Raw genomic sequence first — 23,068 nt, 5'->3', positions numbered from 1 at the left:
TTAGAGTTACTATCCTAAAAAACATACTGGACAAACAGACAATATTATGTTATAATAAAATGATAAATGATCGGTCAGATTTATGTTTTGACCTGTATCTGCATAAGATATATCAAACTTTGATTCAAAAAGGAAAGCTTATACATGAAAAAAATCGAGATCTTTACCGACGGTGCGTGCTCGGGCAATCCGGGTCCCGGGGGCTACGGCACGATACTAAGGTTCAATAATATCAGCAAAGAACTTTACGGCGGCGACCCTAAGACTACCAACAACCGCATGGAAATGACTGCGGTAATAAAGGGTCTTCAGGCGCTGAAAGAGCCCTGTGAGATCAAGCTGTACAGTGATTCAAAATACGTGATAGATGCTATAACCAAGGGCTGGGCTGTGGGCTGGAAAAAGCGCGGCTGGGTAAAAGCCGATAAGAAACCCGCACTCAACAGCGACCTGTGGGAGATAATATTACAGCTTCTCGCCGTTCATAAGGTGGAATTCGTATGGGTGAAAGGTCATGCAGGTCATACCGAGAATGAACGCTGTGACGAACTGGCAGTAAAGGGTTCGCAGGAAGCAAGATCACTGGGCGCGTCTTTTGACAAAGTAGTCGGCGAATGATCGCAGAAAGGTTTGAAACTATGGATAAACCCTTTGTTTACGCCGATAATGCGGCGACCACCAACGTTTCCGATAATGCCCTGAATGCCATGCTGCCCTATCTGAAAGAGCAGTACGGCAATCCATCAAGTATTTATACACTGGGCATGGATGCGGCAAAAGCTGTCCTCAACGCACGCAGACAGGTGGCTGAAGCCCTTGGTGCAGCCCGTCCCTCCGAGATATTTTTTACCTCGGGCGGTTCAGAGGCTGATAATCTCGCCATAAAAAGTGCCGCCGAATTCGGCGCAAAAAACGGCAAGCGACATATCATCACCACCAATATCGAACATCATGCGGTTCTTCATACCTGCGAATATCTTGAAAATCACGGGTTTGATGTTACATATCTTCCTGCTGATGAAGATGGTATCGTTTCTGCCGAACAGGTAGAAAATGCCATACGCGAGGACACCGCCTTTGTTTCGGTAATGGCTATAAATAACGAGATAGGAAGTATTCTTCCGATAGAAGAGATAGGTGCGGTCTGCCGAAAGAAAGGTGTTCTGTTCCATACCGATGCTGTTCAGGCAATAGGTCATCAGCATTTTGATCTTAAAAATATGAACATCGATATGCTGTCACTTTCGGGTCACAAATTCCATTCGCCAAAGGGTGTGGGTGCGCTTTATGTCCGCACAGGCACACCTCTCGAAAGCCTTATCCATGGCGGCGCACAGGAGCGCGGCAAGCGTGCTGGCACTGAAAATGTTGCAGGCATAGCTGCCATGGGTGTTGCAATAACCGATGCAGTAGAGTGTATAGATGAACGCAATATCCGCCTTGCGAAAATGCGTGACAGGCTTATTGACGGTATACTTTCCGGGATACCTTATTCTCGTCTGAACGGCGGCAGAGAACGCAGAAGCGCGGGCAACGTGAATATCTCATTCCGAGGTATTGAGGGCGAGAGCCTTATCCTTGCGCTTGATATCAAGGGTATTGCCGCATCTTCGGGCTCTGCCTGTACAAGCGGTTCGATAGACCCATCTCATGTGCTTACGGCGATAGGCCTTAATGAGGAGCTTGCAAAGGGTTCTTTAAGGCTTACACTCGGTGACGGCAACACCGATGAGGATATCGACTATATCCTGGAAGTCCTGCCCGAGACCATAAAGCGTCTGCGCAGTATGTCGCCTATGTGGCAGCGCATCTGCCGCGAAGAGGGCATACCCGATTATACAGTATAATAAAAAGGAAAGTTATTATGGCTAAAAAAAGAGTTCTCGCTGCCATGAGCGGCGGTGTTGACAGTTCTGCTGCAGTTAAGCTGCTGCTTGATGAGGGCTACGAAGTCGCAGGTGCGACTATGCACCTTTATAATAATGAGGATATCGGCGTCCGTGAAAAGACCTGCTGTTCGCTGAATGATGTTGAAGATGCCCGTCTTGTTGCGCTGAAACTCGGCATTGATTTTCATGTCTTCAATTTTTCCGATGAATTCAAACTCCGCGTGATGGATAATTTCGTTGACACCTATCTTGCGGGCGGCACACCAAATCCCTGTATAGAATGCAACAAGCACCTGAAATTCGGCTCTTTTCTCGACAGAGCAAAGCTTCTTGGTTTTGATTTCATCGCAACGGGGCATTACGTGACTTCCCATTTCGATGAAGCAAGCGGAAGATGGCTGCTTAAACGTTCAGCCGACAGGTCAAAAGACCAGAGCTACGTTCTTTACGGCATGACACAGGAACAGCTTTCCCACACACTTTTCCCCGTGGGAGCTATGAACAAGCCCGAGATACGCGCTATCGCCGAAGAGAACGGTCTGATAAATGCTCACAAGCGTGATTCTCAGGATATCTGCTTTATACCCGATGGCGATTACGCAAGCTTCATAACCGAGAGGGCAGGCGAACAGCCCGAGGGCGATATCGTGCTTTCCGATGGCACGGTGCTGGGTCGCCACAAGGGGCTTATACACTATACCATCGGTCAGCGCCGCGGCGTGGGAGTTTCTTACAGCGAACCGCTTTTCGTAACCGCGAAGGATATGGTATCGAACCGACTTATAATGGGTAATGCAGAACAGGTATGCTCAAAAAGGCTCACCGCAGAAGATGTGAATTATATCACCGTTGATAAGCTGACTTCGCCCCTGCGGTGTACCGCCCAGACCCGTTATCACCAGAAAGACGTTCCATGTACTATTTATCCCACTGGTGAAAACAAAGCCGAAGTCGAATTCGATACACCCCACAAGGCAGTATCAAAAGGACAGTCGGTGGTATTCTACGACGGCGAATATGTCATCGGCGGAGGTACTATCAGCGGTACGGAAGTATGAAATTCACCGTAAAAGAGAATATCCCCGCTTCGGATATCAATAGGTTTCTGCCGCCGCAGTTGGTGGGAGTATTCGGCTTTTCAGTAATGCTTTATGGAATGAGAAACAACTATTTAAATCCCAAAACGGAGAATAACAAAAGCTCGTGAGCAATTAAACTCACGAGCTTATTTTTATGCATCAAGCGCTTCTCTTACGCTTGCAACAAATTCACCAACAGGCTCAACGCTGTCTGCACCGTATTTTTCCACGATATTAACTATCGCCGAACCGATGATACAGCCATCGCAGTAATCAGCCATCTTGCGTGCCTGCTCACCGTTTGATATACCGAAACCTATGCAGGCAGGGCAATAATTACCCTCTTTCAGGGGAGCCAGCAGTTCATTGAAATTTGTGCTGATCTCCTTACGTGTACCCGTAACGCCCAGAGATGATACTATGTAAAGGAAGCCCTTGCTTTCCTCGGCTATCATCTTAACACGCTCCTTTGATGTGGGTGCAACAAGATAAATGCTCCTTACTCCTGTCTTTTCGGAGTATTCCTTTACTTCGTCACGCTCCTCGTAAGGCATATCGGGTATTATAACGCCGTCTATCTGAACATTCTTGCAGTTGTTGAAGAACTTTTCCGTACCATAGCGGAAAACAGTGTTCAAGTACATCATAAGCAGTATAGGCTTGTCCGTATTGTCGCGGAGCCTGCTTACAAGCTCGAATATCTGGTCGAGGTTTGTGTTGTGTTTCAGCGATCTCAGTGAAGCACGCTGTATCGTGCCGCCCTCAGCTATGGGGTCGGAGAAAGGTACACCTATCTCAACGATATCACTGCCTTTATCGAACATTTCAAGCACGATCTTTTCTGTGGTGCCAAGGTCGGGGTCACCAGCCGTTACGAAAGTTACAAGTGCTTTTTTACCCTGAGCTTTGAGGTCTTCAAAGCAAGCGTCTATCCTATTTTTCATCTAACTCAACTCCTCTGTATCTTGCTATGGAATAAACGTCCTTGTCGCCTCTGCCCGACAGGTTTATAACGACGATCTGATCTTTGCTCATCTGGGGGATTATCTTCATGGCCGCCGCAACAGCGTGTGCAGATTCTATCGCAGGGATAACACCCTCGGTCTTTGAGAGGTATTCAAATGCCTGAACAGCTTCCTCGTCGGTGATGCTGAAATAATCAGCTCTGCCGATGGAGTGGAGATAAGCGTGCTCGGGACCTATGCCGGGGTAGTCAAGTCCTGCGGAGATGGAATATACTTCGTCTATCTGACCGTACTCGTTCTGTAAGAACAGTGACTTCATACCGTGGAATATACCAAGGTCGCCCTTTGCGATAGTAGCCGCGTGTTCGGGGGTATCAACACCTCTGCCTGCGGCCTCAGCACCGATAAGTCTTACGCCCTTATCGCCGATGAAATCATAGAAAGCACCCATAGCGTTTGAACCGCCACCTACGCAGGCTACAACTGCATCGGGAAGTCTGCCCTCTTTTTCAAGCATCTGTGCCTTTATCTCTTCGCTGATTATCTTCTGGAAATCGCGCACCATTGTGGGATATGGGTGAGGTCCCATAACGGAACCTATGCAGTAGAATGTGGTGTCGATGTTTGAACACCAGTCGCGGAAAGCTTCGTTTATCGCATCTTTGAGGGTAGCAGTTCCGCTGTCAACACCTGTCACCTTAGCACCCAGCAGGTTCATTCTGTAAACGTTCAGGGACTGTCTTTCCATATCGGTTGAGCCCATGTATACTTCACATTCAAGACCCATCAGTGCGCATACGGTAGCAGTAGCAACGCCGTGCTGACCTGCACCTGTTTCAGCGATGATACGCTTTTTGCCCATCTTCTTGGCAAGCAACAGCTGACCCAGAACATTGTTTATCTTGTGGGCACCTGTGTGGTTGAGATCCTCTCTCTTGATATACACCTTAGCGCCGCCGAGATCTTTTGTCATCTTCTCAGCATAATAAAGCATTGAAGGTCTGTTTGCGTAGTCGCGGTAAAGCTCGCGCAGCTCCCTGTTGAATTCAGGGTCGTCCTTGTATTTGTCGTAAGCGGCTTCCAGTTCATGTACTGCTGTCATGACTGTTTCGGGGATATACTGTCCGCCGAAATCGCCGAAGCGTCCTATCTTATCCATTGATCATACCTCTTTCTTACTGTTGAACTCTATTGTTTCAGCGCCGATGAAGCAGTTTATCATAGTACGATATACCGCTTCTGCTATATCGGAATCGGCTCCGTATAACTCTGCCTTTGCACGAACGCCTGCGATGACCTTTTCAACTCTGTCGGGAGCTTTCACATCATCGCTGTTCTTTTTGAAGCCTGCCGCCTGCTTTACATACTGTCCGCGTTCGGCTATCAGCTTCACTATCATATCATCGATGCGGTCGATCTCTTTTCGTACCTCGCCGATGTCATTGCATTTTTTGGTATCGTTTCGTATCATCTCTGTGTCGTCCGGTATGTGGTCGTATACTTTCGTATCTTTTGGTATCATCATAAGCCTTCCCGCAGTTCGTGAAGCTTATTCGTGATACTTTCGGCTCTCATGAGTGTTTCGCCTATCAGCACTGCATCAGCTCCGCCCTCTCGTACAGCTTTCATATCTGCGTTGGTGTTTATGCCGCTCTCGGATACGAACACGGAACCGTCGGGAGCGTAGGGTCTCAGCTTTGAAGCTGTCGCCAGATCAACTTCAAATGTTTTGAGATTTCTGTTGTTCACACCGATGACCATGCCATCACGGTCGAGAGCGTAGCACTGCATCTCTTCCACCGTATGCATCTCACCAAGTACGCTGAGCCCCAGTGTCTTAGCCAGCTTGAAAAGCTTTTCAAAATCAGGTATATCCAGCACTGCCGCTATCAGCAGCACAGCATCTGCACCCAGGGCGGCAGCTTCAAATATCTGGTACTCGTCAAAGATGAAATCCTTGCGCAGTATCGGGATATTCACCGCCTTGCGTATATCTGCAAGATACTGCGAACTGCCCTGAAAATAATGCTCTTCTGTCAGACAGCTTATGGCATTCGCACCTGCGGCTTCGTATTCCTTTGCGAAGTCCACAGGGCGGAAGTCCTCACGGATAAGCCCCTTTGAGGGAGAAGCTTTCTTAACTTCGCATATGCAGGAGAGAGTATCCTTTTTCAAAGCTTTTTCCAGCGAAAGGGGAGTGCGCTCTGTCAGCTGAATCTCAGCCCTGCGGCGCATCTTGTTCAGGGGACAGCGCTCCATTTCGTGTCTCAGCTGTATCCTGCGCTGAGCAACTATATCATCAAGTATCATATATTTATCCTCTGTTTGTAAACTCGATCAGCTTGTTCAGCTGTGCCAGTGCCGCACCGCTGTCAATGGCTTCACGCGCCATTCTTACACCTGCTTCGATGTTGTTTGCCTTTCCGCAGGCATAAAGCGCAGCGCCCGAATTGAACAGTACGATATCTCTCTTAGCGCCCTGTATCTCACCCTTGAGTATTCCCAGCGTGATCGAAGCATTCTCAAGTGCGTCACCGCCGACGATATCTTTCTTCTTAGCGGTTGTAAGACCAACGTCTTCGGGCGTAAGTGTGAACCTGTTTATCTGACCGTTATCGATCTCTGCAAAATAAGTGGGAGCAGATATAGATATCTCATCAAGTCCGTCACTGCCGTATACAACCAGTGAGTGCTTGACACCAAGGTTTTTCAGAACGTTCGCTACGATGTCGATAAGTCTTTCCTCGTAAACACCGATAACGTTGTATTCAGCATTTGCGGGGTTAGCAAGAGGTCCGAGGATATTGAAAACTGTTCTGATACCGCTCTGTGCTCTTACGGGTCCCACGAATCTCATAGCCTTGTGATAGCTCTGAGCAAAGAGGAAGCATACGCCGACTTCATCTATGCAGGCAGCAGCCTTTTCGGGGGTGGAAGCTATCTTAACGCCGAGAGCTTCCAGCACATCAGCCGCGCCGCTTCTTGAAGAAACGCTTCTGTTGCCGTGCTTTGCCACAGCCTGACCGCAGGCAGATACCACAAAGGAAGAAGTAGTGGAGATATTGAAGCTCTGAGCCAGGTCACCGCCTGTGCCGACTATTTCAAGCACCTCGCTGTTGTGAGGAACTTTAGCCATCTTGTCTCTCATACCCTGAGCACAGCCTGTTATCTCGTCGATAGTCTCAACGTTCATTCTCATGGCAGTCAGCAGAGCGGCTGTCTGTGCGTTTGTAGCACGGTCGCCCATGATTATGTCGATAGCATCTCTTGCTTCCTCGCGGGTAAGGTGCTGACCGTCAACAACTTTAGAAATGTAAGACTTCAGTTCTGTTCTTTCGGAATCGGGAAGAACGTTGACCTGTGGTCCTGTGACCTCGATGCCTGCTATCCTAAGGAAGTTTGCGATTATAGCAGAGCCGTATTCCGTGAGTATGCTCTCGGGATGGAACTGTACGCCGTAGGTAGGGTGCTCGCGGTGTTTCAGTGCCATTATCTGACCTCTGTCATCTGTACCGATAACTTCAAGGCAGTCGGGTAGAGTTTCTTTCTCAACTATCAGTGAGTGATATCTTGCCGCATCCACCTTGTTTTTCAGACCCTTGAATATTGGCTGATCGTTGTCGATATCTATGGAAGTCTGCTTGCCGTGCATCTGTTCAGCCGCATGGATTATGTGTCCTCCGAAAGCTTCGGCTATGGACTGATGACCCAGGCATACTCCGAAGATAGGGAGCTTTCCGCTGAAATGTCTTATAGCCTCAACGGAGATACCTGCGTCCTTGGGATAGCAGGGTCCGGGAGATACTACCAGCGCCTGAGGGTCGAGCTTTTCGATCTCCTCAATGGTTATCTCATCGTTGCGTACTACTTTGATATCGGGGTTAAGTACACCGATAGCCTGATAAAGATTGTATGTGAAACTGTCGTAATTATCTATCAAAAGTATCATTTTAATTTACCCCCGTCCTTACAGTCTTGCCGCTTCCTTGACAGCATTTATAACCGCAAGAGCCTTGTTGCAGCTCTCTTCATATTCGTTTTCGGGAACAGAATCTGCGACTACGCCGCCGCCTGCCTGTACATAAGCCTTGTTGTTCTTGAAAAGTACCGTTCTGATAGCTATGCAGGTATCCAGTGAACCGTCAAATGCAAGATATCCGACTGTTCCGCCGTACAGACAGCGCTTTGTGGTCTCCATCTCGTCGATTATTTCCATAGCTCTCACCTTGGGTGCGCCCGAAAGGGTACCAGCGGGCAGTACAGCCATCAGCGCGTCAAGAGGTTTCTTGTCCTCTCTGAGCTTGCCCTTAACATTAGATACTATATGCATTACCTTTGAGTATCTCTCAACCACCATCAGGTCGGTAACTTCAACGCTTCCGAATTCGCTCACCTTGCCGATGTCGTTTCTGCCAAGGTCAACAAGCATTGTGTGCTCGGCTCTTTCTTTGGGGTCGTTGATGAGGCGCTGTTCGTTCATGATGTCCTCATCGTGGGTAGCACCGCGCTTTATAGTGCCTGCGATTGGTCTTGTGACTACCGTTCCTTTTTCTACGCTTACCAGCATTTCGGGAGAAGCACCTGCAAAAGCATAATCTGCGTGCTTGAAGTAGAACAGATAGGGTGAGGGATTTGTTGAACGAAGCATTCTGTAAACATCGAAGCTGTCGGGCGGGTTGTCCATCTCGAATCTCTGTGATGGAACTATCTGGAAGATATCGCCGTCCTTGATGTACTCCTTTGCCTTGCGTACATTTTCAAGGTACTGTTCCTTGCTTATATTCGACCTTACCTCGATATCATCGGGCATGGGCTTTCTCTTCTTTACCTCGGGCTGATAGCTCTTCAGTGCAACTACTATATCAAGAGCGGTCTGCTCGCAGGCAGCGTACTTGGCATCTATATCATCTGTGGAATTGATGTTGAGTATGATAACTGCCTTGTTGCTCAGGTGATCGTATGCCACCAGCTTTTCAAACATGAACAGATCTGCGTCAGCCATTCCGAGATCGTCCTTGGGAATATTTGTAAGCTTCTTTTCAAAGTATCTTACCATATCGTAAGCGAAATATCCCATCAGACCGCCTGTCAGCTTGGGATAGCTCTCAAATCTCGGGGACTTGTGCTCCTCGATGACCTTGGAAAGGAAACCGATTGGATCATCGGTATTTACTTCTACGGGAGCCTTGCCTGCCTGTTTGATAGTCATAACGCCGTTTCTCAGTTCGTATTCAGCTTTGGGATCAATGCCCACGTAGGAATATCTGCCCCACTTATCCTTGTTGTCTACCGATTCAAGTATGAAGCAGTCCTCATACAGTTCGTGCAGGCAATTGAACAGTTGTATCGGAGTGCAGCTGTCCATCAGCAGTTCATAGAAAACAGGAACTGTTTTGTAGCTCTCCAGATATTTTTTTACGTCTTCAAGATTCGGATACAGCATAGTGATTACCTCCATTGTTTAATATCCCAAAGCAAAAACGGCAATAAAAAAAGTCCCATCATCACACATGACTTCAGTCATGGGACGATAGAACCGTGGTGCCACCCATTTTCCCGACAAAAACTGTCGGCTCACAAGGTACGCACTCTTCGGAATGACCTAGAGATCAATACCCCTCCGCACTAACGTAGGGAACACGGCAGGAGATACTCGTAAAAACTTTCGCTCCGCTCCTCACAAATCCATTCACTGTATGCCCTCGTACTGTCTCGCACCCACCGACAGCTCTCTGAAACTCCCTCAAACAGTTACTTACTTTTGCTCACAGGATTTCGTTTATTAAATTTTCTGTTTTGCATTATATTACTTTTTTTACCATTTGTCAAGAGGTTTTCCGAAAAATACAATGTTAACTTTTTGTAAATGTTAGCTTATTCCCGAAAAAATTCTCAAATCACTTGAAAATCTTCCGATAATGAGTTATAATAAATAACAGTATATTTTATCAAAGAAAGGACAGACCATGAAGATATATGCAAACAAAAAGTATCAGACCATAGCGGTGTATGCGGCGATAGTTATCGCCGCCAATGTTCTGCTGGTGCTGGCTCTCAATAACATTTCCGATATACTGGATAGTATCTATCATCTGTTTGATGTCTTGCAGCCTGTAACATGGGGCTTGATAATTGCATTTCTGACGAACCCCGTAATGGTCAGGACAAGCCGATTGATGGAAAAATTATACAAGACAGAGGAACAGAGGCAAAAAGCCTCAGGGTTCATCAAGATCATATCTGTTATTATAACCGAACTGCTTTTCGTCGGGATCGTGACAGGCATTGTGGCGATAGTAGTCCCCGAACTTATAAAATCCGTTATTGAGATCTTTGATAATTCAGGTTCCATAGCCGAGAGTATCCAGAAATGGATCAACAAGGTGTTCCGCAACTATCCGGCTCTTGAAAAGGCGGCTACGAACTGGCTGTCCGATTTCAATACAGATGTTGGTACTATCTACGATAAACTCAAGCCCATGCTTGAAAATATTCTTTCGGGTGCATGGGAAATAGTTACAGTTGTCAAGAACTTCCTGCTGGGTCTTATAGTATCTGTTTATATGCTTTGCAGCAAGGAAAAACTTCTGGCACAGTTCAAGAAGATAATCATTGCCGTTACCAAAAAGCGCACCTGCGAAAAAGTTATGGCTGGATTCGAGCAGGCGAACAGCGTATTCTCGGGCTTCATCACAGGCAAGATAATCGACTCCATCATCATTGGTCTGATATGCTTCATAGTCCTTACCATAATGAGTATGCCCTACGCTACGATGATAAGTGTTATGATAGGTATTACCAACATCATACCTTTCTTCGGACCGCTGATAGGTGCAGTTCCCACCAGCCTGCTGATACTCCTTGTCGATCCGAAAAAGTTCATCATCTTTGTAGTTTTCGTAGTAGTGCTTCAGCAGTTTGACGGCAATATCCTGGGTCCCAAGATATTGGGCGATTCCACGGGTCTTCCGGGATTCTGGGTGCTGATGTCACTGATCCTCTTCGGCGGTATATTCGGTTTCGGCGGAATGATTCTTGCAGTCCCCACCACCGCTCTTCTTTACAGCTTCATAAGAGGTTCAGTAGAGGAAAAGCTTCGTAACAAGAAGCTTCCCACAAGCACCGATTACTATATGAAAGATGTTCAGCATCTCTATAAAAAGCCCCCTGAGCGAACTCCGCTCACCGCCGAGGAACTTCTTGCCCTTGATATCCCATCGATAGACGAAGTCAACGAAGTCAGCCCTGAGGAACAGGGCGAAGTTATTGATCTCATAGAAAAATAATTGATCCAACGCCGCTGCCGATAAAAAGGCAGCGGCGTTTTTTATGCATATCCGCCTTAGCCTTTGCATATCTATTTACCATGGACAAGCAAAGGAGTGTTGATATGCTTCAAAGATCAGAACTTGAAAACTCGCTGAAACTTCTTCCGTCACATCTTGCAGTCATGCTTGAAAATCTGCCGAGGGATATTTCCTCAAAGATCTGCGAGATACGTCTGCGCACAGGCAGACCCCTAACACTTACTTTAACGGACACGACCATTATCCCTGACCGTGAGATGACAGTTACCCCTAAAGATATCGAACTTACTGCCGCAAGGGCTTTCAGATACTCTATGCACAGCAGTGCGGCACAGTTATGCGAGGGTTATGCAGTGTGGAGCGGTGGTATAAGAGTGGGTATATCTGGTACAGCTTCTTTAGATGGCGGCAGGGTCATAAACGTCAGGGATATATCTTCGCTGAATATCCGTATCCCTAGGGAGATAACAGGCTGTGCCGATGAAATATTCAATAGCTGTTTTAACGTTCGACCAATATCTCTTCTTATTGCTGGCGAACCTTCATCGGGCAAGACCACATTCCTGCGAGACCTTGCCCGATCATGCGGCGGTATTTACAGGACAGCCATAATTGACGAACGCAGTGAGATCGCAGCGACGGTATCGGGTGTGCCAACAAATGATGTAGGTATCATGACAGATATCTTTGATCGCTACCCACGCAAAGCCGCGATAGAAACGGCAGTGCGCGTCATGTCTCCTCAGGTGCTGATCTGTGACGAGATAGGTTCTGCGGAGGACATAGCATCACTTGAATACATCTGTGATTCGGGGGTAGCGCTGATAGCTACCTGTCATTGCGGGAGCCTTTCTGAATTGTCTGACAAGCCGAACATCTCAAAATTTCTTGCCCGCGGTATTTTCGATACTGTCCTGCTGCTGAAAGACCGCGCTGTACATGATATACGAAATGCAGGTGATCTGCTGTGCTTGGCGCGATAGGCTTTCTGCTGCTGACAGCGGCAGGTGCGGCGGCGGGGGAAAACGCGGTGTATCTCCTGAAAAAGCGAGAGGAAGAACTTCGTGAACTCAGTGCACTGATGTCGCAGATAGATATCTGCCTTACCTCCTGCCGCCTTGATACAGCAGGGATATTTCGGCGCATATCCTCCGAAAAGGGAAGTTATAATGCCCTCTTTACATCGGAAGACGTTAATATCACCGAATGTGTATCATCACGCATAAGGTCGAGCGGGCTTGAGATGTGCGAAGCTTTTGCCGATCTTATCGCCCGTTTCGGCAGTACCGATCTTGATGGTCAGCTGGCGCAGAATGCTTTATTTACAGCCGAAGTCAGTGCCGCACTGGAAAAGGCTCACGACAAAAGAGAAAAATACACCAGGATATACAGGGCTGCGGGCATCTCCGCGGGACTGACCGCCGCTCTTATCCTGATATAGGTGAAAATCATGGAAATAGATCTCATATTCAAAATAGCCGCCGTGGGCATAATCGTGGCGGTGCTCAATCAGCTGCTGAAACGTGCCGAGCGTGACGAACAGGCTATGATGACAACACTGGCGGGGCTTGTTGTGGTGCTGATGATGGTGGTCAGCAAGATAGGGGAGCTGTTTGATACGATAAAGAATATATTCGGACTGACCTGATGAATATTGTTATAATATGCGCTTTTGCAGTGGTATCTGCTATTATATGCAAGAGTGTCGGAAATGACCGCAGTATCGCACTTGTGCTGACCCTTGCCGCCTCTGCTGTGATATTTATGAAAGTCGCAGGTTCCATGGGCGGACTTATAGCACAGATGAGGTCGCTTTTTTATGCGCAAGGCGGTACCGACCCCGAGTATATCCGAATACTGCTGAAAGGGCTCGGGATATGCTATATAACGAGTTTTGCATCGGGCATCTGCCGCGACAGCGGGGAATCGACTTTAGCCGAGCAGACAGTTCTTGCTGGCAAAACAGCCTTATTGCTGATCATATTGCCGATGCTGGAAACTCTGATAGGTATTGTCAGAACACTACTTATGTGAGGCCGTGAAATGAAAAGGATAATTACAGCTGTTTTGGTCACAGGCATGATGTTCATATTCTGTATGCCTGCCTGTGCATCATCTGCCGAAAGCGGATTTGCCCGCCTGAAAGATCAGATAAATAATGAACTCACCCGCGCCATTGATGAAGATACAGCCCGCGATATGGACGAGCTCGGTGTGTCGCCTTCAGAGCCTGCAGAAGTTGAAAAACTTGATATGCGAGGATTTTTCGGCTGGCTGTGGGTTAGGTTTCGTGAGGTGCTCTGTTCACCCGCTGTTATGCTTGGCAGGATACTTGCTGTATCACTTCTCTATTCTGCCGTGACCTTTCTCACCACCGAAAACCGCGAATTAAGCTCAGTGTATGGGAATATCTGCGTTATTGCTGTTGTGACTGTTATGGCTGAAACACTGTCGTCAAGCTTTTGTGCTTTGCAGGACTCCATTGCTTGTATAAACAAGTTCATGCTGAGTTACATACCTGTGTTTTCGGCTGTTTCCGCCGCAAGCGGCAGTCCCGCGACTGCGGGGGCATACAGTTCCTCTACGGTGCTTTTGTGTGAAGTAACTGAGTTCATTGCATCGGGAGTGTTGATACCCTTTATGAGTGCATTTATGGCGATAGCCCTTGTTTCGGTTTTGAATACACACGTAAAGCTTTCGGGGGCGGCAGATGCTATCCGCCGCTTGACGACATGGCTGCTGGCGGCGCTGATGCTGGTATTTGTGGGACTTCTCACTATACAGGGCATCACCTGTTCTGCGGCAGATTCTGTTGCGGCAAAGACGGTTCGATTTACAGCTTCAAGCTTTATTCCCGTGATCGGAAGTTCTGTCTCGGACGCCTATCTTGCTGTCAAAAGTGGTGTTGGCGTCATCAGGGCTGCGGTTGGCGGATTTGGAATGGCGGCGGTATTCCTTATCGCCCTCAGACCTTTTCTGCTTATCTTCTCAATGCGGCTTACTCTCTGGGCGGGCAGGATAGCCAACGATTTCCTTGGTCTCAGAACAACGGCAGAACTCCTGAAAACGATAGATCATGTTATGTCCGTGGGCGGCAGTATCCTTATAGCGATAACATCGGCTTTTATCATCGCAACTGCGGCAGTGCTGTCTTTTATGACCATGGGGTAACAGAATGAATGTAGTAAGAAACGTAATAAGCACAGCCTGCTTCATGGGAATAATAACCATGATGACTGATATGATATCCCCTGCAGGTCCAATGAAAAAGAATCTCATGTCCCTGCTTGGACTGATGACCTTGCTGGCGGTTATCTCTCCCTTTGTTTCATCGGGATTCAGACTTACTCTAAACGATATTGACTTGTCCGCTGACATTGAACTTGAAAAAGCACATACTACGGCTGATGTGGAGGAAATATTTCTCGATGAAGCAAGATCTCGCTGTGATGAATATTTCACCGATCTGCTGAATAAGAATGATATCAGTGGAGCAAAAGTCAGTACAAAGCTGATCGTGACCGAGGATAACGAAGTCGGGATAACCGCTGTTGAAGTAATACTTACAGACGAAAGTTACGCAGAAGAAGTCCGTCGGCTTATTTCGGCAGAGGTGAGCGGTACGGAGATAATTATAGGAAAGGCGGAAGATGAAAAAGCTGATTCAACAGTTGGCGGATAGGCTGAAGAAAAGCCCTGACAGGCTGAAAATTGCTGTTGTTCTCGGGGCGGCGGGAATGCTGATGATATTGCTTTCGGAGTTTGTTCCCGATAGTAAGGAGAAGCCGGAAAAAGCAATTTCGCAAACAGAAACCACCGAGAGTGACGATTTTAAAAAGCGCACAGAATTGGAACTCAAAGAACTTCTTGAACAAATAGATGGCGTAGGGGAGTGCGAGGTCATGATATCTATTGAAAGCGGCACCGAGTACGTCTACGCCGAGAATATCAGCAGATTTTCCGAGGATAATGCTGACCGCCGAAGCGAGAAGCTTGATGAAGATATCGTCATTACCGAAAACGACGGGACAAGACAGCCGCTTGTCAGAAAGATAATCGACCCGCAGATAGGGGGAGTTGTCATCGTGTGTGATGGAGGAGGGAACATAAGCATAAATGAACGTGTGCAGAAAGCAGTTTCGACCGCCCTGAACATTTCATCAACAAGGGTTTGTGTAGAAGCTAAATGCAGATAGACGGAAAAGAGGTACATAATCATGAAAAAACCGAGTTTTGTTATAGGCAAAAAACAGATAGTCCTTGCGGGTATGACACTAATGCTGGGCATAGCAGTCTACGCGAATTACGCAGTGACTTCATCGGGCAGTGAGATAAAGACAACCGATAAGATAGAGAAGCACAGCGATGAATATGGTGAAGCCGAACTTGTCAGCGCTGATAAAAATACCAGCGATTATTTTGCACAGGCACGTATAGACAGAATGAATGCAAGGGACGAAGCCAAGGAAACTTTAAAGACCATAATAAACGGCGGTGACGCCACCGAGGAAGAAAAAGAAGTCGCTGCCGAAGAAGCTGCCGCCATGACAGGTCTTATGGAATCGGAAAACAAGATAGAATCACTTGTAAAGGCGGCAGGATTTACAGACTGTGTATGCTACCTTGACGGTGATAACGCAAACATAGTAGTCAAGGCGGGTTCGGAAGGTCTTATAGCAAGTGAAGCCGCACAGATAAAGGATATCCTTTTGAGTGAGGTATCTGTACCCACCGAGAATATTCGTATATTTGATGTTGCATGATATAAATGAAAAAAACGTCCGTACCCTGACGTAATGTTTTGGGGTGCGGGCGGTTTCTTTGGTACATTTTTGCAGCGATGCTGTTTTGGAGTGATACGACTTGATACGAAATGATACGACCTTATACCAAATTATACGGTCGTATAGATTTGCTATATTGTTAATACCAAAAGAATTAGCTGCATACTTTTCGGTGCAAAAGATACATGATAAGCCCCGGCGGTATGTGTTCGTATCGTTAACGCCTGATGTTTAATGCGAAAAAATGCGCGTTATATCTTTACTTTTGCAGAAAAATATGTTATAATACTTTCAAGTATACAAATAAAGGGGCTCATGTCCCGCTGAATATTTTACGGGAGGTATCATTATGTCAGAAAACACAGGCAAAGTCGAGAAAAGTCTCCATATAAATCAGGACGTTATCGCCCAGATAATCACAAACTCCATGGCTGAGGTCGAGGGAGTTTACGGCGTAGCACCGGTTATGAAGACCCCCAGACAGATCTGGCTCAGACAGGAAAGTGTGGGAAATATCAGGATAGGACTCGTTGACGATGTTCTGTCCGTTTCTATAGGTGTCATTCTCAACAACGGCACCAATGCGATAACCGCTGCCGAGATGATACAGGAGCAGGTCAAGAGTGCTGTGCAGACAATGCTGGGACTCACCGTTGCCAAAGTAAACGTAACGATCTGCGGCGTTCATTTCAGTGAAGACTGATACCGCTTTAAAAAATATATCAGAATAATTATTGTTAGGAGTGTTTGTGTGGCAGGAAGACGAGAAGTAAGACAGGCTGCTTTTCTGCTGTCTTTTGAAAAAATGTTTTTGGACGATGATCTGGATAAGATATTTGAGAGTGCCGAGGAACTTGGTGAATTCATACCCGTGAACGATGAGGTAAAGACCCTTGTGCGCAGTATATTCGATAAGCAGGAGGAGCTTGATTCCATAATATCGAAGTATTCCGACAAGCGCGCTGTCAGCCGTATACCAAAGGTGGATCTTACCGCGCTGAGACTTGCTATATACGAAGCGCTCTATGATGAAAAAGTACCTGTGAACGTTGCGATAAGCGAGGCTGTGGCTCTTACGGAGAAATACGCTCTCGAACCCGATATTGCATTCGTTAACGGTCTCCTGGGTTCATTTGCAAAGGATATCAAAAAGGACGAGGATTGATGGGCGTATACTTAGGTATAGACACAAGTAATTACAGGACGAGCTGTGCGCTGTATGACAGCATTACGGGAGAAGTAAAGTCGTGCAGACAGCTTCTTACCGTAAAAAAAGGCGAGCGCGGATTAAGGCAGTCGGACGCGGTTTTCCACCATACTAAACAGCTTCCCGCCCTTATGGAGGAGCTGTTTTCGGACAAACCTCTGCTTTCGGGCTGTGCTTATTCATATGCCCCGAGAGAGGTGGAGGGCTCTTATATGCCCTGTTTTCTTGTGGGTGAAAACGTGTGCAGAGCTGTATCAGCAGCTGTTGGTCTGAAGCCTGTGCGCACCTCTCACCAGAAAGGTCATGTGCTGGCGGCACTCTATTCCTGCAAAAAGCTCGGACTTCTTGATAGCGGCGAACCTTTTCTTGCGTTCCATGTCAGCGGCGGTACTACCGATATGCTGCTGTGCCGAGGGGACAAGGAAAAGGTCGTTTCTTTGACAGAGGCAGGACATTCGGATGACCTTAAAGCGGGTCAGTGCATTGACAGACTTGGCGTTAGACTTGGTCTGGATTTTCCCTGCGGCGAGGAACTTGAAGAGCTTGCCCGCAAAAGCAGCAGGGACTTTAAGATAAGGCCATCGGTAAAATGGCTTGACTGTTCGCTTTCGGGGGTCGAGAACAAGTGCGTTCAGATGCTTGAAAAGGGCGAATCTCCCGAGGATACTGCGAAGTTCTGTCTGGACTATATCTGTGAGACCATCTCGGCGATGACAAAGGCGGGTCTTGAAAAATACGGTGAAATGCCCGTTATCTACGCAGGCGGCGTCATGGCGGACAAGCTTATTGCTGATAAGCTTTCCGAAAGATTTGACGCATATTTTGCTGCGCCCGAATTTTCGGGAGATAACGCAGTCGGCATTGCACTTTATGCCGCCATGAAAGGAAAAGAGCAATGAGTGTTCTGACAGTCAGTCAGCTGAATAAATTGCTGGCATTCAAGATAAAGCAGGAGCTTAAATTCAAAGGTGCGGCTGTCAAGGGCGAGATATCGAACTTCAGCATTCATTTCAAGACGGGTCATGCCTTTTTTACGATAAAGGACGAAACCAGTTCCATAAAGTGCATCATGTTCGCTGGGCGGGTAAAAAAGCTGAAAGCACTCCCCGAAAACGGCATGAGCGTACTTGTCATGGGCGATGTTGAAGTATATGAGCGTGAGGGCTCATGTCAGATAATCGCCACCGAGATTGCTGTTCTCGGCAGTACGGGCATAGCTTTTGCTAAGAACGAACTTCTGAAAGACAAGCTGAAAAAACTGGGCGTGTTCGACCAGTCGAAGAAAAAAGCCATACCCATAGTGCCGAAAAAACTGGCGGTGGTAACATCGGCAGACGGTGCTGCTTTGCAGGATATCTTAAATATCGTGGGCAGACGTTATCCTTTATGTACCGTAGAAGTCTATCCTGCCACGGTACAGGGTGATACAGCACCCGCTTCTGTTGCGGCGGCGCTGAAGTCAGCTGATAAAAGCGGTGCGGATACCATAATACTTTCAAGGGGCGGCGGTTCTTCCGAAGACCTTGATGCTTTCAATTCTGAGACAGTTGTAATGGCTGTGGCAGATTGTGTAACACCCGTTATCTCTGCTGTCGGTCACGAAACGGATACCACTCTTGCCGACTACGCCGCCGACATGCGGGCACCTACCCCCTCTGCGGCAGCCGAACTTGCAACTCCCGATATAGTGGATATGTATGCCGCGGCTAATGTTATGAAAGCAAGGCTGGATTCCGCTTTTGGTATGTATCTTCGCGGCAGGATGATCGAGATCGAAAAGCTTGATACAAGGCTCAGGGCTTCATCGCCGAAACGTCGGCTGAAAGAATCCGAAAAGCGCTTTGAAGAAGCCGAGAGCAGACTTCGTATGCTGATGGATAACAAGCTGAAAGTCTGCGAGCTGAACCTTGACAGGGCATCGGCACAGCTGAGGACACTAAGCCCCTTCAATGTTCTGGGCAGAGGATATGCCCTGGTGGAAAGCGGCGGTACAGCTATTACCTCTGTGAAGGACATCAAAGAGGGTATGGAGATCAGCATACGTTTCGCTGACGGTACAGTTACAGCTGTAACAACCAAGATAAATGACCGAAAGGCTGATATAAATGACATTTGAAGAAAATCTGCAAAGGCTTGAGGAGATAGTCTCTCAGCTTGAAAGCGATAAACTCCCTCTGGATAAGGCGCTTGAACTTTATAAAGAGGGCGTGAGTCTAACGGCGGACAGCAAAAAAGCTCTGGAAAATGCCAAGCTCACGGTAAAAACTATGAACGGAGAAAATACTGATGACTGATAGACATGAACAGCTCTTGCAGGCTTATGCCGAAAAAATAAATGAAGAGCTGTTGAAATTCACTGAAAATAAGCCCGAGCTTCAGAGCTCAGTACTCGAAGCAATGGAGTATTCACTGAGCGCAGGGGGCAAAAGGCTGAGACCTGTACTGATACTTGAATTCTACCGTATGTGCGGCGGAGATGATATAGATAAAATGGTGAAGCTTGCCTGTGCGGTCGAGCTTATACACACATATTCCCTTATCCACGATGACTTGCCCTGTATGGACAATGACGATTTCCGAAGAGGAAAGCCTTCATGTCATAAGGCTTTTTCGGAGGAGATAGCTCTGCTGGCGGGTGATGCGCTGAATACCCTCGCTTTTGAGGTGATCACCGACTGTGCGATGGAAGGCACTATATCCGCCGAAACAGCAGTAATGCTCATATCTGTGCTATCCAAAGCCATCGGTACCGACGGTATGATAGGCGGTCAGGTAATCGACCTGCAGACCGAGGAAGAAGTTATCGACATTGAGACACTCAATACCCTGCAATCCTGCAAAACAGGTGCTCTTATAGAGGCCGCCTGCGTTATGGGCGTTATACTTTCAGGCAGAATGGAGTATATCCCCGCTGCCGCCGAGTATGCACAGGCTATGGGCAGAGCGTTCCAGATAGTGGATGATATACTTGATGTTACAGGCACTTTTGAAGAGCTTGGCAAGCCCATCGGCAGCGACAGCGAACAGCACAAGAACACCTACGTTTCTCTGCTGGGCCTTCAAAGATCGAGACAGAAAGCCGCACAGCTGACCGTTACCGCTCTTGGTGCCCTGAAGAAATTTGAAAACAACGAATTTTTGTTTGAGCTCACACAGGAGCTGCTTGATAGACGCTCATGATCTCAGCGAAGGGAGTTTGAAGATTATGGCAGATAAAAAAGCAGATCTATTCAGTCTCGATTTGCCTGCAGACCTTAAAAAGCTGTCATACAGCCAGTGTGACGAGCTTTGCAGACAGATACGAACTCTACTTATAAAGACAGTTTCCAAAAACGGCGGACACCTTGCCTCAAATCTCGGCACGGTAGAACTTACGGTGGCTCTTCACAGGGTCTTTGAATCACCCGAAGACAAGATAGTCTGGGACGTGGGACATCAGGCGTATACCCATAAGATACTGACGGGCAGGCGCGACAGCTTTTCCACACTGCGTAAAGAGGGCGGTATCTCAGGCTTTTGCCGTCCCGATGAATCAAAGCATGACGCTTTTATCAGCGGTCACAGCTCTAATTCCATATCTGCGGCGCTGGGTATTGCCTATGCCAACAAGCTCAAAGGCGACCCGCATCATGCGATAGCAGTTCTTGGTGACGGTGCCATGTCGGGCGGACTGAGTTTTGAGGGTCTTAACAATGCGGGTAAAAGCGATACGAACATCATTGTTATACTTAATTACAATGAGATGTCCATCTCGCGCAACGTGGGCAGTATGGCAAAGTATCTTGCAACCTTGCGTACAAAGTCATCTTATAAAAGAACGAAAACAGCCGTACAGAGAGTGCTTGATGCTACACCTGTTGTTGGTCAGCCTGTCAAGAACGTGGTGAAGTCCTCAAAGAAAGCTTTTAAGAATATGCTGCTTCACAGCACCATGTTCGATGAGCTGGGTTTTGAGTTCATCGGACCTCTTGACGGTCATAATATAGAAGAGCTTGAAGCAGGACTTCGTGCCGCAAAAGCCGTGAATAAGCCTGTTTTTGTTCATGTAAATACTGTCAAGGGAAAGGGCTATGCACCTGCCGAAGCTAATCCCGGGGAGTTCCACGGTGTGGGTTCATTTGAGATATCCACAGGCAATCCCGATGTTGTCAGCGCTGACAGTTTTTCCACTGTTATGGGCAAGGAACTCTGCAGGCTTGCAAGGGCAGATAAGCGCATTTGTGCAGTTACAGCCGCCATGAAATACGGCACTGGTCTGCAATATTTTGCCAAAGCTTTTCCTAACAGATTTTTCGATGTGGGCATTGCCGAGGAACACGCGGTAACATTCTGCGGAGGTCTTGCCGCCGCAGGCATGATACCTGTTTTTGCAGTGTATTCCACATTTTTGCAGAGAAGCTACGATCAGCTTATCCACGACCTTGCTATCGGCGGACTTCACGCGGTTATCTGCGTTGACCGTGCAGGCATTGTGGGCAGTGACGGCGAGACACACCAGGGCATTTTTGATATCTCTTTCCTGACTGCCGTACCGAATGTCACAATATATTCTCCGTCGGATTATCAGGAACTCAGGCTTTGTCTTAAAAAAGCAGTATTTGAAGAAAAAGGCATAGCAGTTGTACGATATCCGAGGGGAAAAGAAGTGTCAAGCTGTGGTCTTGACACTATCAGAACTACAAATCACCTCATCAAAAATGGCGGAAATACCTTGCTTGTAAGCTACGGCAGACTTTACAGCAACGTATGCAAAGCCGCCGATATATTAAAGAAAAAGGGCATAGTGTGTGATACTTTGAAACTTGTCAAGGTATTTCCCTTGTCGGATGAGATCGTAAAGATCGCCAAGGGCTACGACAAAGTGCTTTTCTTTGAGGAAGCTTATGCCGACGGTTCTATCTCCGAAAAGTTTTCCGCTTTGTGCGGAAATGTTGAAGCCTTTAATATCAAGGGCTTAGTCCCTCACGGCGAACCAAATACACTGCTTGACGAACTCGGTCTGTCCGCAGAAAAGATAGCACAGACAGCCGAAGAGAGGATATAAGATGAGATTAGATGTCTACCTGACAGAGAATGGCATATCCAAAAGCAGAGAACGTGCCAAGACGATGATAAAATCCGGCTGCGTAAAGCTTAACGGCGCTGTCTGTTCAAAACCCGCCGCAGAGGTTGGCGAGGGCGATACAGTTGAGGCAGATGACAGCAGCTTTGATTATGTCGGCAGAGGTCTTATAAAACTGGAGACCGCATTTCAAGCCTTTCAACTTGACATAAATGGACTTGTCTGCGCTGATATCGGTGCATCAACAGGGGGATTTACTCAGTGTATGCTCAAACGCGGCGCAAAGCTTGTCTATGCCGTAGATGTTGGTCGTGACCAGCTGGACAAAGTTCTTCTTGAAGATGATCGTGTGGTCAATATGGAAGGTGTAAATGCAAGATACTTGACATCTTCTGATTTCCCGGAAAAACCTCAGTTTATCAGCGTTGATCTTTCGTTTATTTCTTTGACACAGGTGATGCCTGCGCTGGTATCGTGTCTTGATAACGGCGGAAAAATGGTTGTGCTGATAAAACCGCAGTTTGAAGCAGGGAAAGCTGCGCTTAACAAAAAAGGCATAGTCAGGGACAAAAAAGACCATCTTCGCGTTCTGCGCGACATGACTGCATTTTTCACAAGCTGTGGGCTTTCGGTAGTCGGCATAGTACCCTCGGGCATAACAGGCGGGGACGGCAACAGGGAATATCTTGCATATCTTATAAATGACGGACGGGCTGCCGCTGCATCTATTGATTTGAAAAAGCTCGTTGATAACGCTTTTTTAGTAGGTGAGTAA

Annotated in this window: 27 protein-coding genes and 1 other annotated feature; of the genes, 21 read left to right on the top strand and 6 right to left on the bottom strand. The window is 47.4% G+C overall.

Annotated elements, in window-relative coordinates:
* Positions 1-144: 144 nt before the first annotated feature.
* Genes rnhA through N773_RS22150 form a run of 4 tightly spaced genes read left to right on the top strand, consistent with a single transcriptional unit; the run spans position 145 to position 3,096 of the window.
* Complete coding sequence (gene rnhA / locus N773_RS0104960) at positions 145-618, top strand: ribonuclease HI (protein ID WP_024856758.1); 474 nt, start codon at positions 145-147, stop codon at positions 616-618.
* Between the two features lie 20 nt (positions 619-638).
* Positions 639-1,847 (top strand): cysteine desulfurase NifS, encoded by a 1,209-nt coding sequence (nifS, locus tag N773_RS0104955; protein ID WP_024856757.1) that lies wholly within the window; start codon positions 639-641, stop codon positions 1,845-1,847.
* A 17-nt stretch (positions 1,848-1,864) separates the two neighbouring features.
* A complete protein-coding gene (gene mnmA / locus N773_RS0104950; RefSeq protein ID WP_024856756.1) occupies positions 1,865-2,947 on the top strand; it encodes a tRNA 2-thiouridine(34) synthase MnmA in 1,083 nt (360 codons plus the stop codon).
* A complete protein-coding gene (locus N773_RS22150; protein WP_155250855.1) occupies positions 2,944-3,096 on the top strand; it encodes a hypothetical protein in 153 nt (50 codons plus the stop codon). The genes mnmA and N773_RS22150 overlap by 4 nt, the downstream gene beginning before the upstream one ends.
* 24 nt (positions 3,097-3,120) lie before the next feature.
* Here the strand turns inward: N773_RS22150 and trpA are convergent, their stop codons facing one another.
* Genes trpA through trpE form a run of 6 tightly spaced genes read right to left on the bottom strand, consistent with a single transcriptional unit; the run spans position 3,121 to position 9,376 of the window.
* A complete protein-coding gene (trpA, locus tag N773_RS0104940; RefSeq protein WP_024856755.1) occupies positions 3,121-3,912 on the bottom strand; it encodes a tryptophan synthase subunit alpha in 792 nt (263 codons plus the stop codon).
* The gene (trpB, locus tag N773_RS0104935; protein ID WP_024856754.1) at positions 3,902-5,092 is read right to left on the bottom strand and encodes a tryptophan synthase subunit beta; all 1,191 of its coding nucleotides are present in this window, start codon (positions 5,090-5,092) and stop codon (positions 3,902-3,904) included. The genes trpA and trpB overlap by 11 nt, the downstream gene beginning before the upstream one ends.
* 3 nt (positions 5,093-5,095) lie before the next feature.
* Positions 5,096-5,458 (bottom strand): chorismate mutase, encoded by a 363-nt coding sequence (locus tag N773_RS0104930; protein ID WP_431602473.1) that lies wholly within the window; start codon positions 5,456-5,458, stop codon positions 5,096-5,098.
* Entirely contained in the window at positions 5,455-6,243 is a 789-nt protein-coding gene (trpC, locus tag N773_RS0104925) for an indole-3-glycerol phosphate synthase TrpC (protein WP_024856752.1), read from the bottom strand. The genes N773_RS0104930 and trpC overlap by 4 nt, the downstream gene beginning before the upstream one ends.
* A 4-nt stretch (positions 6,244-6,247) precedes the next feature.
* Positions 6,248-7,882, bottom strand: coding sequence for a bifunctional anthranilate synthase component II/anthranilate phosphoribosyltransferase (locus N773_RS0104920; protein ID WP_024856751.1), 1,635 nt, complete (start codon positions 7,880-7,882; stop codon positions 6,248-6,250).
* An 18-nt stretch (positions 7,883-7,900) separates the two neighbouring features.
* Complete coding sequence (gene trpE / locus N773_RS0104915; protein ID WP_024856750.1) at positions 7,901-9,376, bottom strand: anthranilate synthase component I; 1,476 nt, start codon at positions 9,374-9,376, stop codon at positions 7,901-7,903.
* Between the two features lie 77 nt (positions 9,377-9,453).
* Positions 9,454-9,711 (bottom strand) — a binding site (T-box leader).
* 188 nt (positions 9,712-9,899) lie between these two features.
* Here trpE and N773_RS0104910 point away from each other — a divergent pair.
* From N773_RS0104910 to N773_RS0104830, 17 genes are all read left to right on the top strand, one after another.
* A complete protein-coding gene (locus tag N773_RS0104910; RefSeq protein ID WP_024856749.1) occupies positions 9,900-11,219 on the top strand; it encodes an AI-2E family transporter in 1,320 nt (439 codons plus the stop codon).
* Positions 11,220-11,323: 104 nt separating this feature from the next.
* Complete coding sequence (locus N773_RS0104905; protein WP_024856748.1) at positions 11,324-12,223, top strand: stage III sporulation protein AA; 900 nt, start codon at positions 11,324-11,326, stop codon at positions 12,221-12,223.
* Positions 12,208-12,681: a stage III sporulation protein AB gene (locus N773_RS0104900; RefSeq protein WP_024856747.1), complete on the top strand. Its 474-nt coding sequence runs from the start codon at positions 12,208-12,210 to the stop codon at positions 12,679-12,681. Before N773_RS0104905 ends, N773_RS0104900 begins: the two co-directional genes overlap by 16 nt.
* A gap of 9 nt (positions 12,682-12,690) precedes the next feature.
* Positions 12,691-12,888: a stage III sporulation protein AC gene (gene spoIIIAC / locus N773_RS0104895; RefSeq protein ID WP_024856746.1), complete on the top strand. Its 198-nt coding sequence runs from the start codon at positions 12,691-12,693 to the stop codon at positions 12,886-12,888.
* Positions 12,888-13,274, top strand: a complete 387-nt coding sequence (locus N773_RS0104890) for a SpoIIIAC/SpoIIIAD family protein (RefSeq protein ID WP_024856745.1) — start codon at positions 12,888-12,890, stop codon at positions 13,272-13,274. The genes spoIIIAC and N773_RS0104890 overlap by 1 nt, the downstream gene beginning before the upstream one ends.
* Positions 13,275-13,283: 9 nt before the next feature.
* The gene (locus N773_RS0104885; protein WP_024856744.1) at positions 13,284-14,411 is read left to right on the top strand and encodes a stage III sporulation protein AE; all 1,128 of its coding nucleotides are present in this window, start codon (positions 13,284-13,286) and stop codon (positions 14,409-14,411) included.
* 4 nt (positions 14,412-14,415) lie between these two features.
* Positions 14,416-14,922, top strand: coding sequence for a hypothetical protein (locus N773_RS0104880; protein WP_024856743.1), 507 nt, complete (start codon positions 14,416-14,418; stop codon positions 14,920-14,922).
* Complete coding sequence (locus tag N773_RS0104875; protein ID WP_024856742.1) at positions 14,891-15,436, top strand: stage III sporulation protein AG; 546 nt, start codon at positions 14,891-14,893, stop codon at positions 15,434-15,436. Before N773_RS0104880 ends, N773_RS0104875 begins: the two co-directional genes overlap by 32 nt.
* Positions 15,437-15,457: 21 nt before the next feature.
* Positions 15,458-16,003 (top strand): SpoIIIAH-like family protein, encoded by a 546-nt coding sequence (locus N773_RS0104870; protein ID WP_024856741.1) that lies wholly within the window; start codon positions 15,458-15,460, stop codon positions 16,001-16,003.
* A gap of 370 nt (positions 16,004-16,373) precedes the next feature.
* The gene (locus N773_RS0104865; protein WP_024856740.1) at positions 16,374-16,727 is read left to right on the top strand and encodes an Asp23/Gls24 family envelope stress response protein; all 354 of its coding nucleotides are present in this window, start codon (positions 16,374-16,376) and stop codon (positions 16,725-16,727) included.
* Between the two features lie 48 nt (positions 16,728-16,775).
* Positions 16,776-17,189 (top strand): transcription antitermination factor NusB, encoded by a 414-nt coding sequence (gene nusB / locus N773_RS0104860; RefSeq protein ID WP_024856739.1) that lies wholly within the window; start codon positions 16,776-16,778, stop codon positions 17,187-17,189.
* The gene (locus tag N773_RS0104855; protein WP_024856738.1) at positions 17,189-18,130 is read left to right on the top strand and encodes a peptidase M22; all 942 of its coding nucleotides are present in this window, start codon (positions 17,189-17,191) and stop codon (positions 18,128-18,130) included. Before nusB ends, N773_RS0104855 begins: the two co-directional genes overlap by 1 nt.
* Complete coding sequence (xseA, locus tag N773_RS0104850) at positions 18,127-19,347, top strand: exodeoxyribonuclease VII large subunit (RefSeq protein ID WP_024856737.1); 1,221 nt, start codon at positions 18,127-18,129, stop codon at positions 19,345-19,347. The genes N773_RS0104855 and xseA overlap by 4 nt, the downstream gene beginning before the upstream one ends.
* Entirely contained in the window at positions 19,337-19,525 is a 189-nt protein-coding gene (gene xseB / locus N773_RS0104845; protein ID WP_024856736.1) for an exodeoxyribonuclease VII small subunit, read from the top strand. Before xseA ends, xseB begins: the two co-directional genes overlap by 11 nt.
* Positions 19,518-20,411 carry a polyprenyl synthetase family protein gene (locus tag N773_RS0104840; RefSeq protein WP_024856735.1) on the top strand — a complete coding sequence of 298 codons (894 nt, stop codon included), beginning with the start codon at positions 19,518-19,520 and terminating at the stop codon, positions 20,409-20,411. The genes xseB and N773_RS0104840 overlap by 8 nt, the downstream gene beginning before the upstream one ends.
* Before the next feature lie 25 nt (positions 20,412-20,436).
* The gene (gene dxs / locus N773_RS19725; RefSeq protein ID WP_043537790.1) at positions 20,437-22,275 is read left to right on the top strand and encodes a 1-deoxy-D-xylulose-5-phosphate synthase; all 1,839 of its coding nucleotides are present in this window, start codon (positions 20,437-20,439) and stop codon (positions 22,273-22,275) included.
* Position 22,276: 1 nt separating this feature from the next.
* Positions 22,277-23,068 (top strand): TlyA family RNA methyltransferase, encoded by a 792-nt coding sequence (locus N773_RS0104830; protein ID WP_024856734.1) that lies wholly within the window; start codon positions 22,277-22,279, stop codon positions 23,066-23,068.

It is taken from the genome of Ruminococcus albus AD2013 (genome assembly GCF_000526775.1).
In the GTDB taxonomy this organism is placed as follows: Bacteria; Bacillota; Clostridia; order Oscillospirales; family Ruminococcaceae; genus Hominimerdicola; species Hominimerdicola alba_A.
Note: the sequence above shows the minus strand (reverse complement) of the source record. Positions and strands in the feature narration are given on the sequence as shown.

Coding starts and splice junctions, on each gene's coding strand:
- N773_RS0104875 (WP_024856742.1), top strand. CDS start 14,891: ATGAAAAAGCTGATTCAACAGTTGGCGGATAGGCTGAAGAAAAGCCCT.
- N773_RS0104840 (WP_024856735.1), top strand. CDS start 19,518: ATGACTGATAGACATGAACAGCTCTTGCAGGCTTATGCCGAAAAAATA.
- N773_RS0104885 (WP_024856744.1), top strand. CDS start 13,284: ATGAAAAGGATAATTACAGCTGTTTTGGTCACAGGCATGATGTTCATA.
- nifS (WP_024856757.1), top strand. CDS start 639: ATGGATAAACCCTTTGTTTACGCCGATAATGCGGCGACCACCAACGTT.
- trpA (WP_024856755.1), bottom strand. CDS start 3,912: ATGAAAAATAGGATAGACGCTTGCTTTGAAGACCTCAAAGCTCAGGGT.
- mnmA (WP_024856756.1), top strand. CDS start 1,865: ATGGCTAAAAAAAGAGTTCTCGCTGCCATGAGCGGCGGTGTTGACAGT.
- xseB (WP_024856736.1), top strand. CDS start 19,337: ATGACATTTGAAGAAAATCTGCAAAGGCTTGAGGAGATAGTCTCTCAG.
- N773_RS0104910 (WP_024856749.1), top strand. CDS start 9,900: ATGAAGATATATGCAAACAAAAAGTATCAGACCATAGCGGTGTATGCG.
- N773_RS0104870 (WP_024856741.1), top strand. CDS start 15,458: ATGAAAAAACCGAGTTTTGTTATAGGCAAAAAACAGATAGTCCTTGCG.
- N773_RS0104930 (WP_431602473.1), bottom strand. CDS start 5,458: ATGATGATACCAAAAGATACGAAAGTATACGACCACATACCGGACGAC.
- N773_RS22150 (WP_155250855.1), top strand. CDS start 2,944: ATGAAATTCACCGTAAAAGAGAATATCCCCGCTTCGGATATCAATAGG.
- xseA (WP_024856737.1), top strand. CDS start 18,127: ATGAGTGTTCTGACAGTCAGTCAGCTGAATAAATTGCTGGCATTCAAG.
- N773_RS0104865 (WP_024856740.1), top strand. CDS start 16,374: ATGTCAGAAAACACAGGCAAAGTCGAGAAAAGTCTCCATATAAATCAG.
- N773_RS0104920 (WP_024856751.1), bottom strand. CDS start 7,882: ATGATACTTTTGATAGATAATTACGACAGTTTCACATACAATCTTTAT.
- N773_RS0104905 (WP_024856748.1), top strand. CDS start 11,324: ATGCTTCAAAGATCAGAACTTGAAAACTCGCTGAAACTTCTTCCGTCA.
- N773_RS0104880 (WP_024856743.1), top strand. CDS start 14,416: ATGAATGTAGTAAGAAACGTAATAAGCACAGCCTGCTTCATGGGAATA.
- dxs (WP_043537790.1), top strand. CDS start 20,437: ATGGCAGATAAAAAAGCAGATCTATTCAGTCTCGATTTGCCTGCAGAC.
- N773_RS0104890 (WP_024856745.1), top strand. CDS start 12,888: ATGAATATTGTTATAATATGCGCTTTTGCAGTGGTATCTGCTATTATA.
- N773_RS0104830 (WP_024856734.1), top strand. CDS start 22,277: ATGAGATTAGATGTCTACCTGACAGAGAATGGCATATCCAAAAGCAGA.
- trpE (WP_024856750.1), bottom strand. CDS start 9,376: ATGCTGTATCCGAATCTTGAAGACGTAAAAAAATATCTGGAGAGCTAC.
- N773_RS0104855 (WP_024856738.1), top strand. CDS start 17,189: ATGGGCGTATACTTAGGTATAGACACAAGTAATTACAGGACGAGCTGT.
- trpC (WP_024856752.1), bottom strand. CDS start 6,243: ATGATACTTGATGATATAGTTGCTCAGCGCAGGATACAGCTGAGACAC.
- spoIIIAC (WP_024856746.1), top strand. CDS start 12,691: ATGGAAATAGATCTCATATTCAAAATAGCCGCCGTGGGCATAATCGTG.
- trpB (WP_024856754.1), bottom strand. CDS start 5,092: ATGGATAAGATAGGACGCTTCGGCGATTTCGGCGGACAGTATATCCCC.
- rnhA (WP_024856758.1), top strand. CDS start 145: ATGAAAAAAATCGAGATCTTTACCGACGGTGCGTGCTCGGGCAATCCG.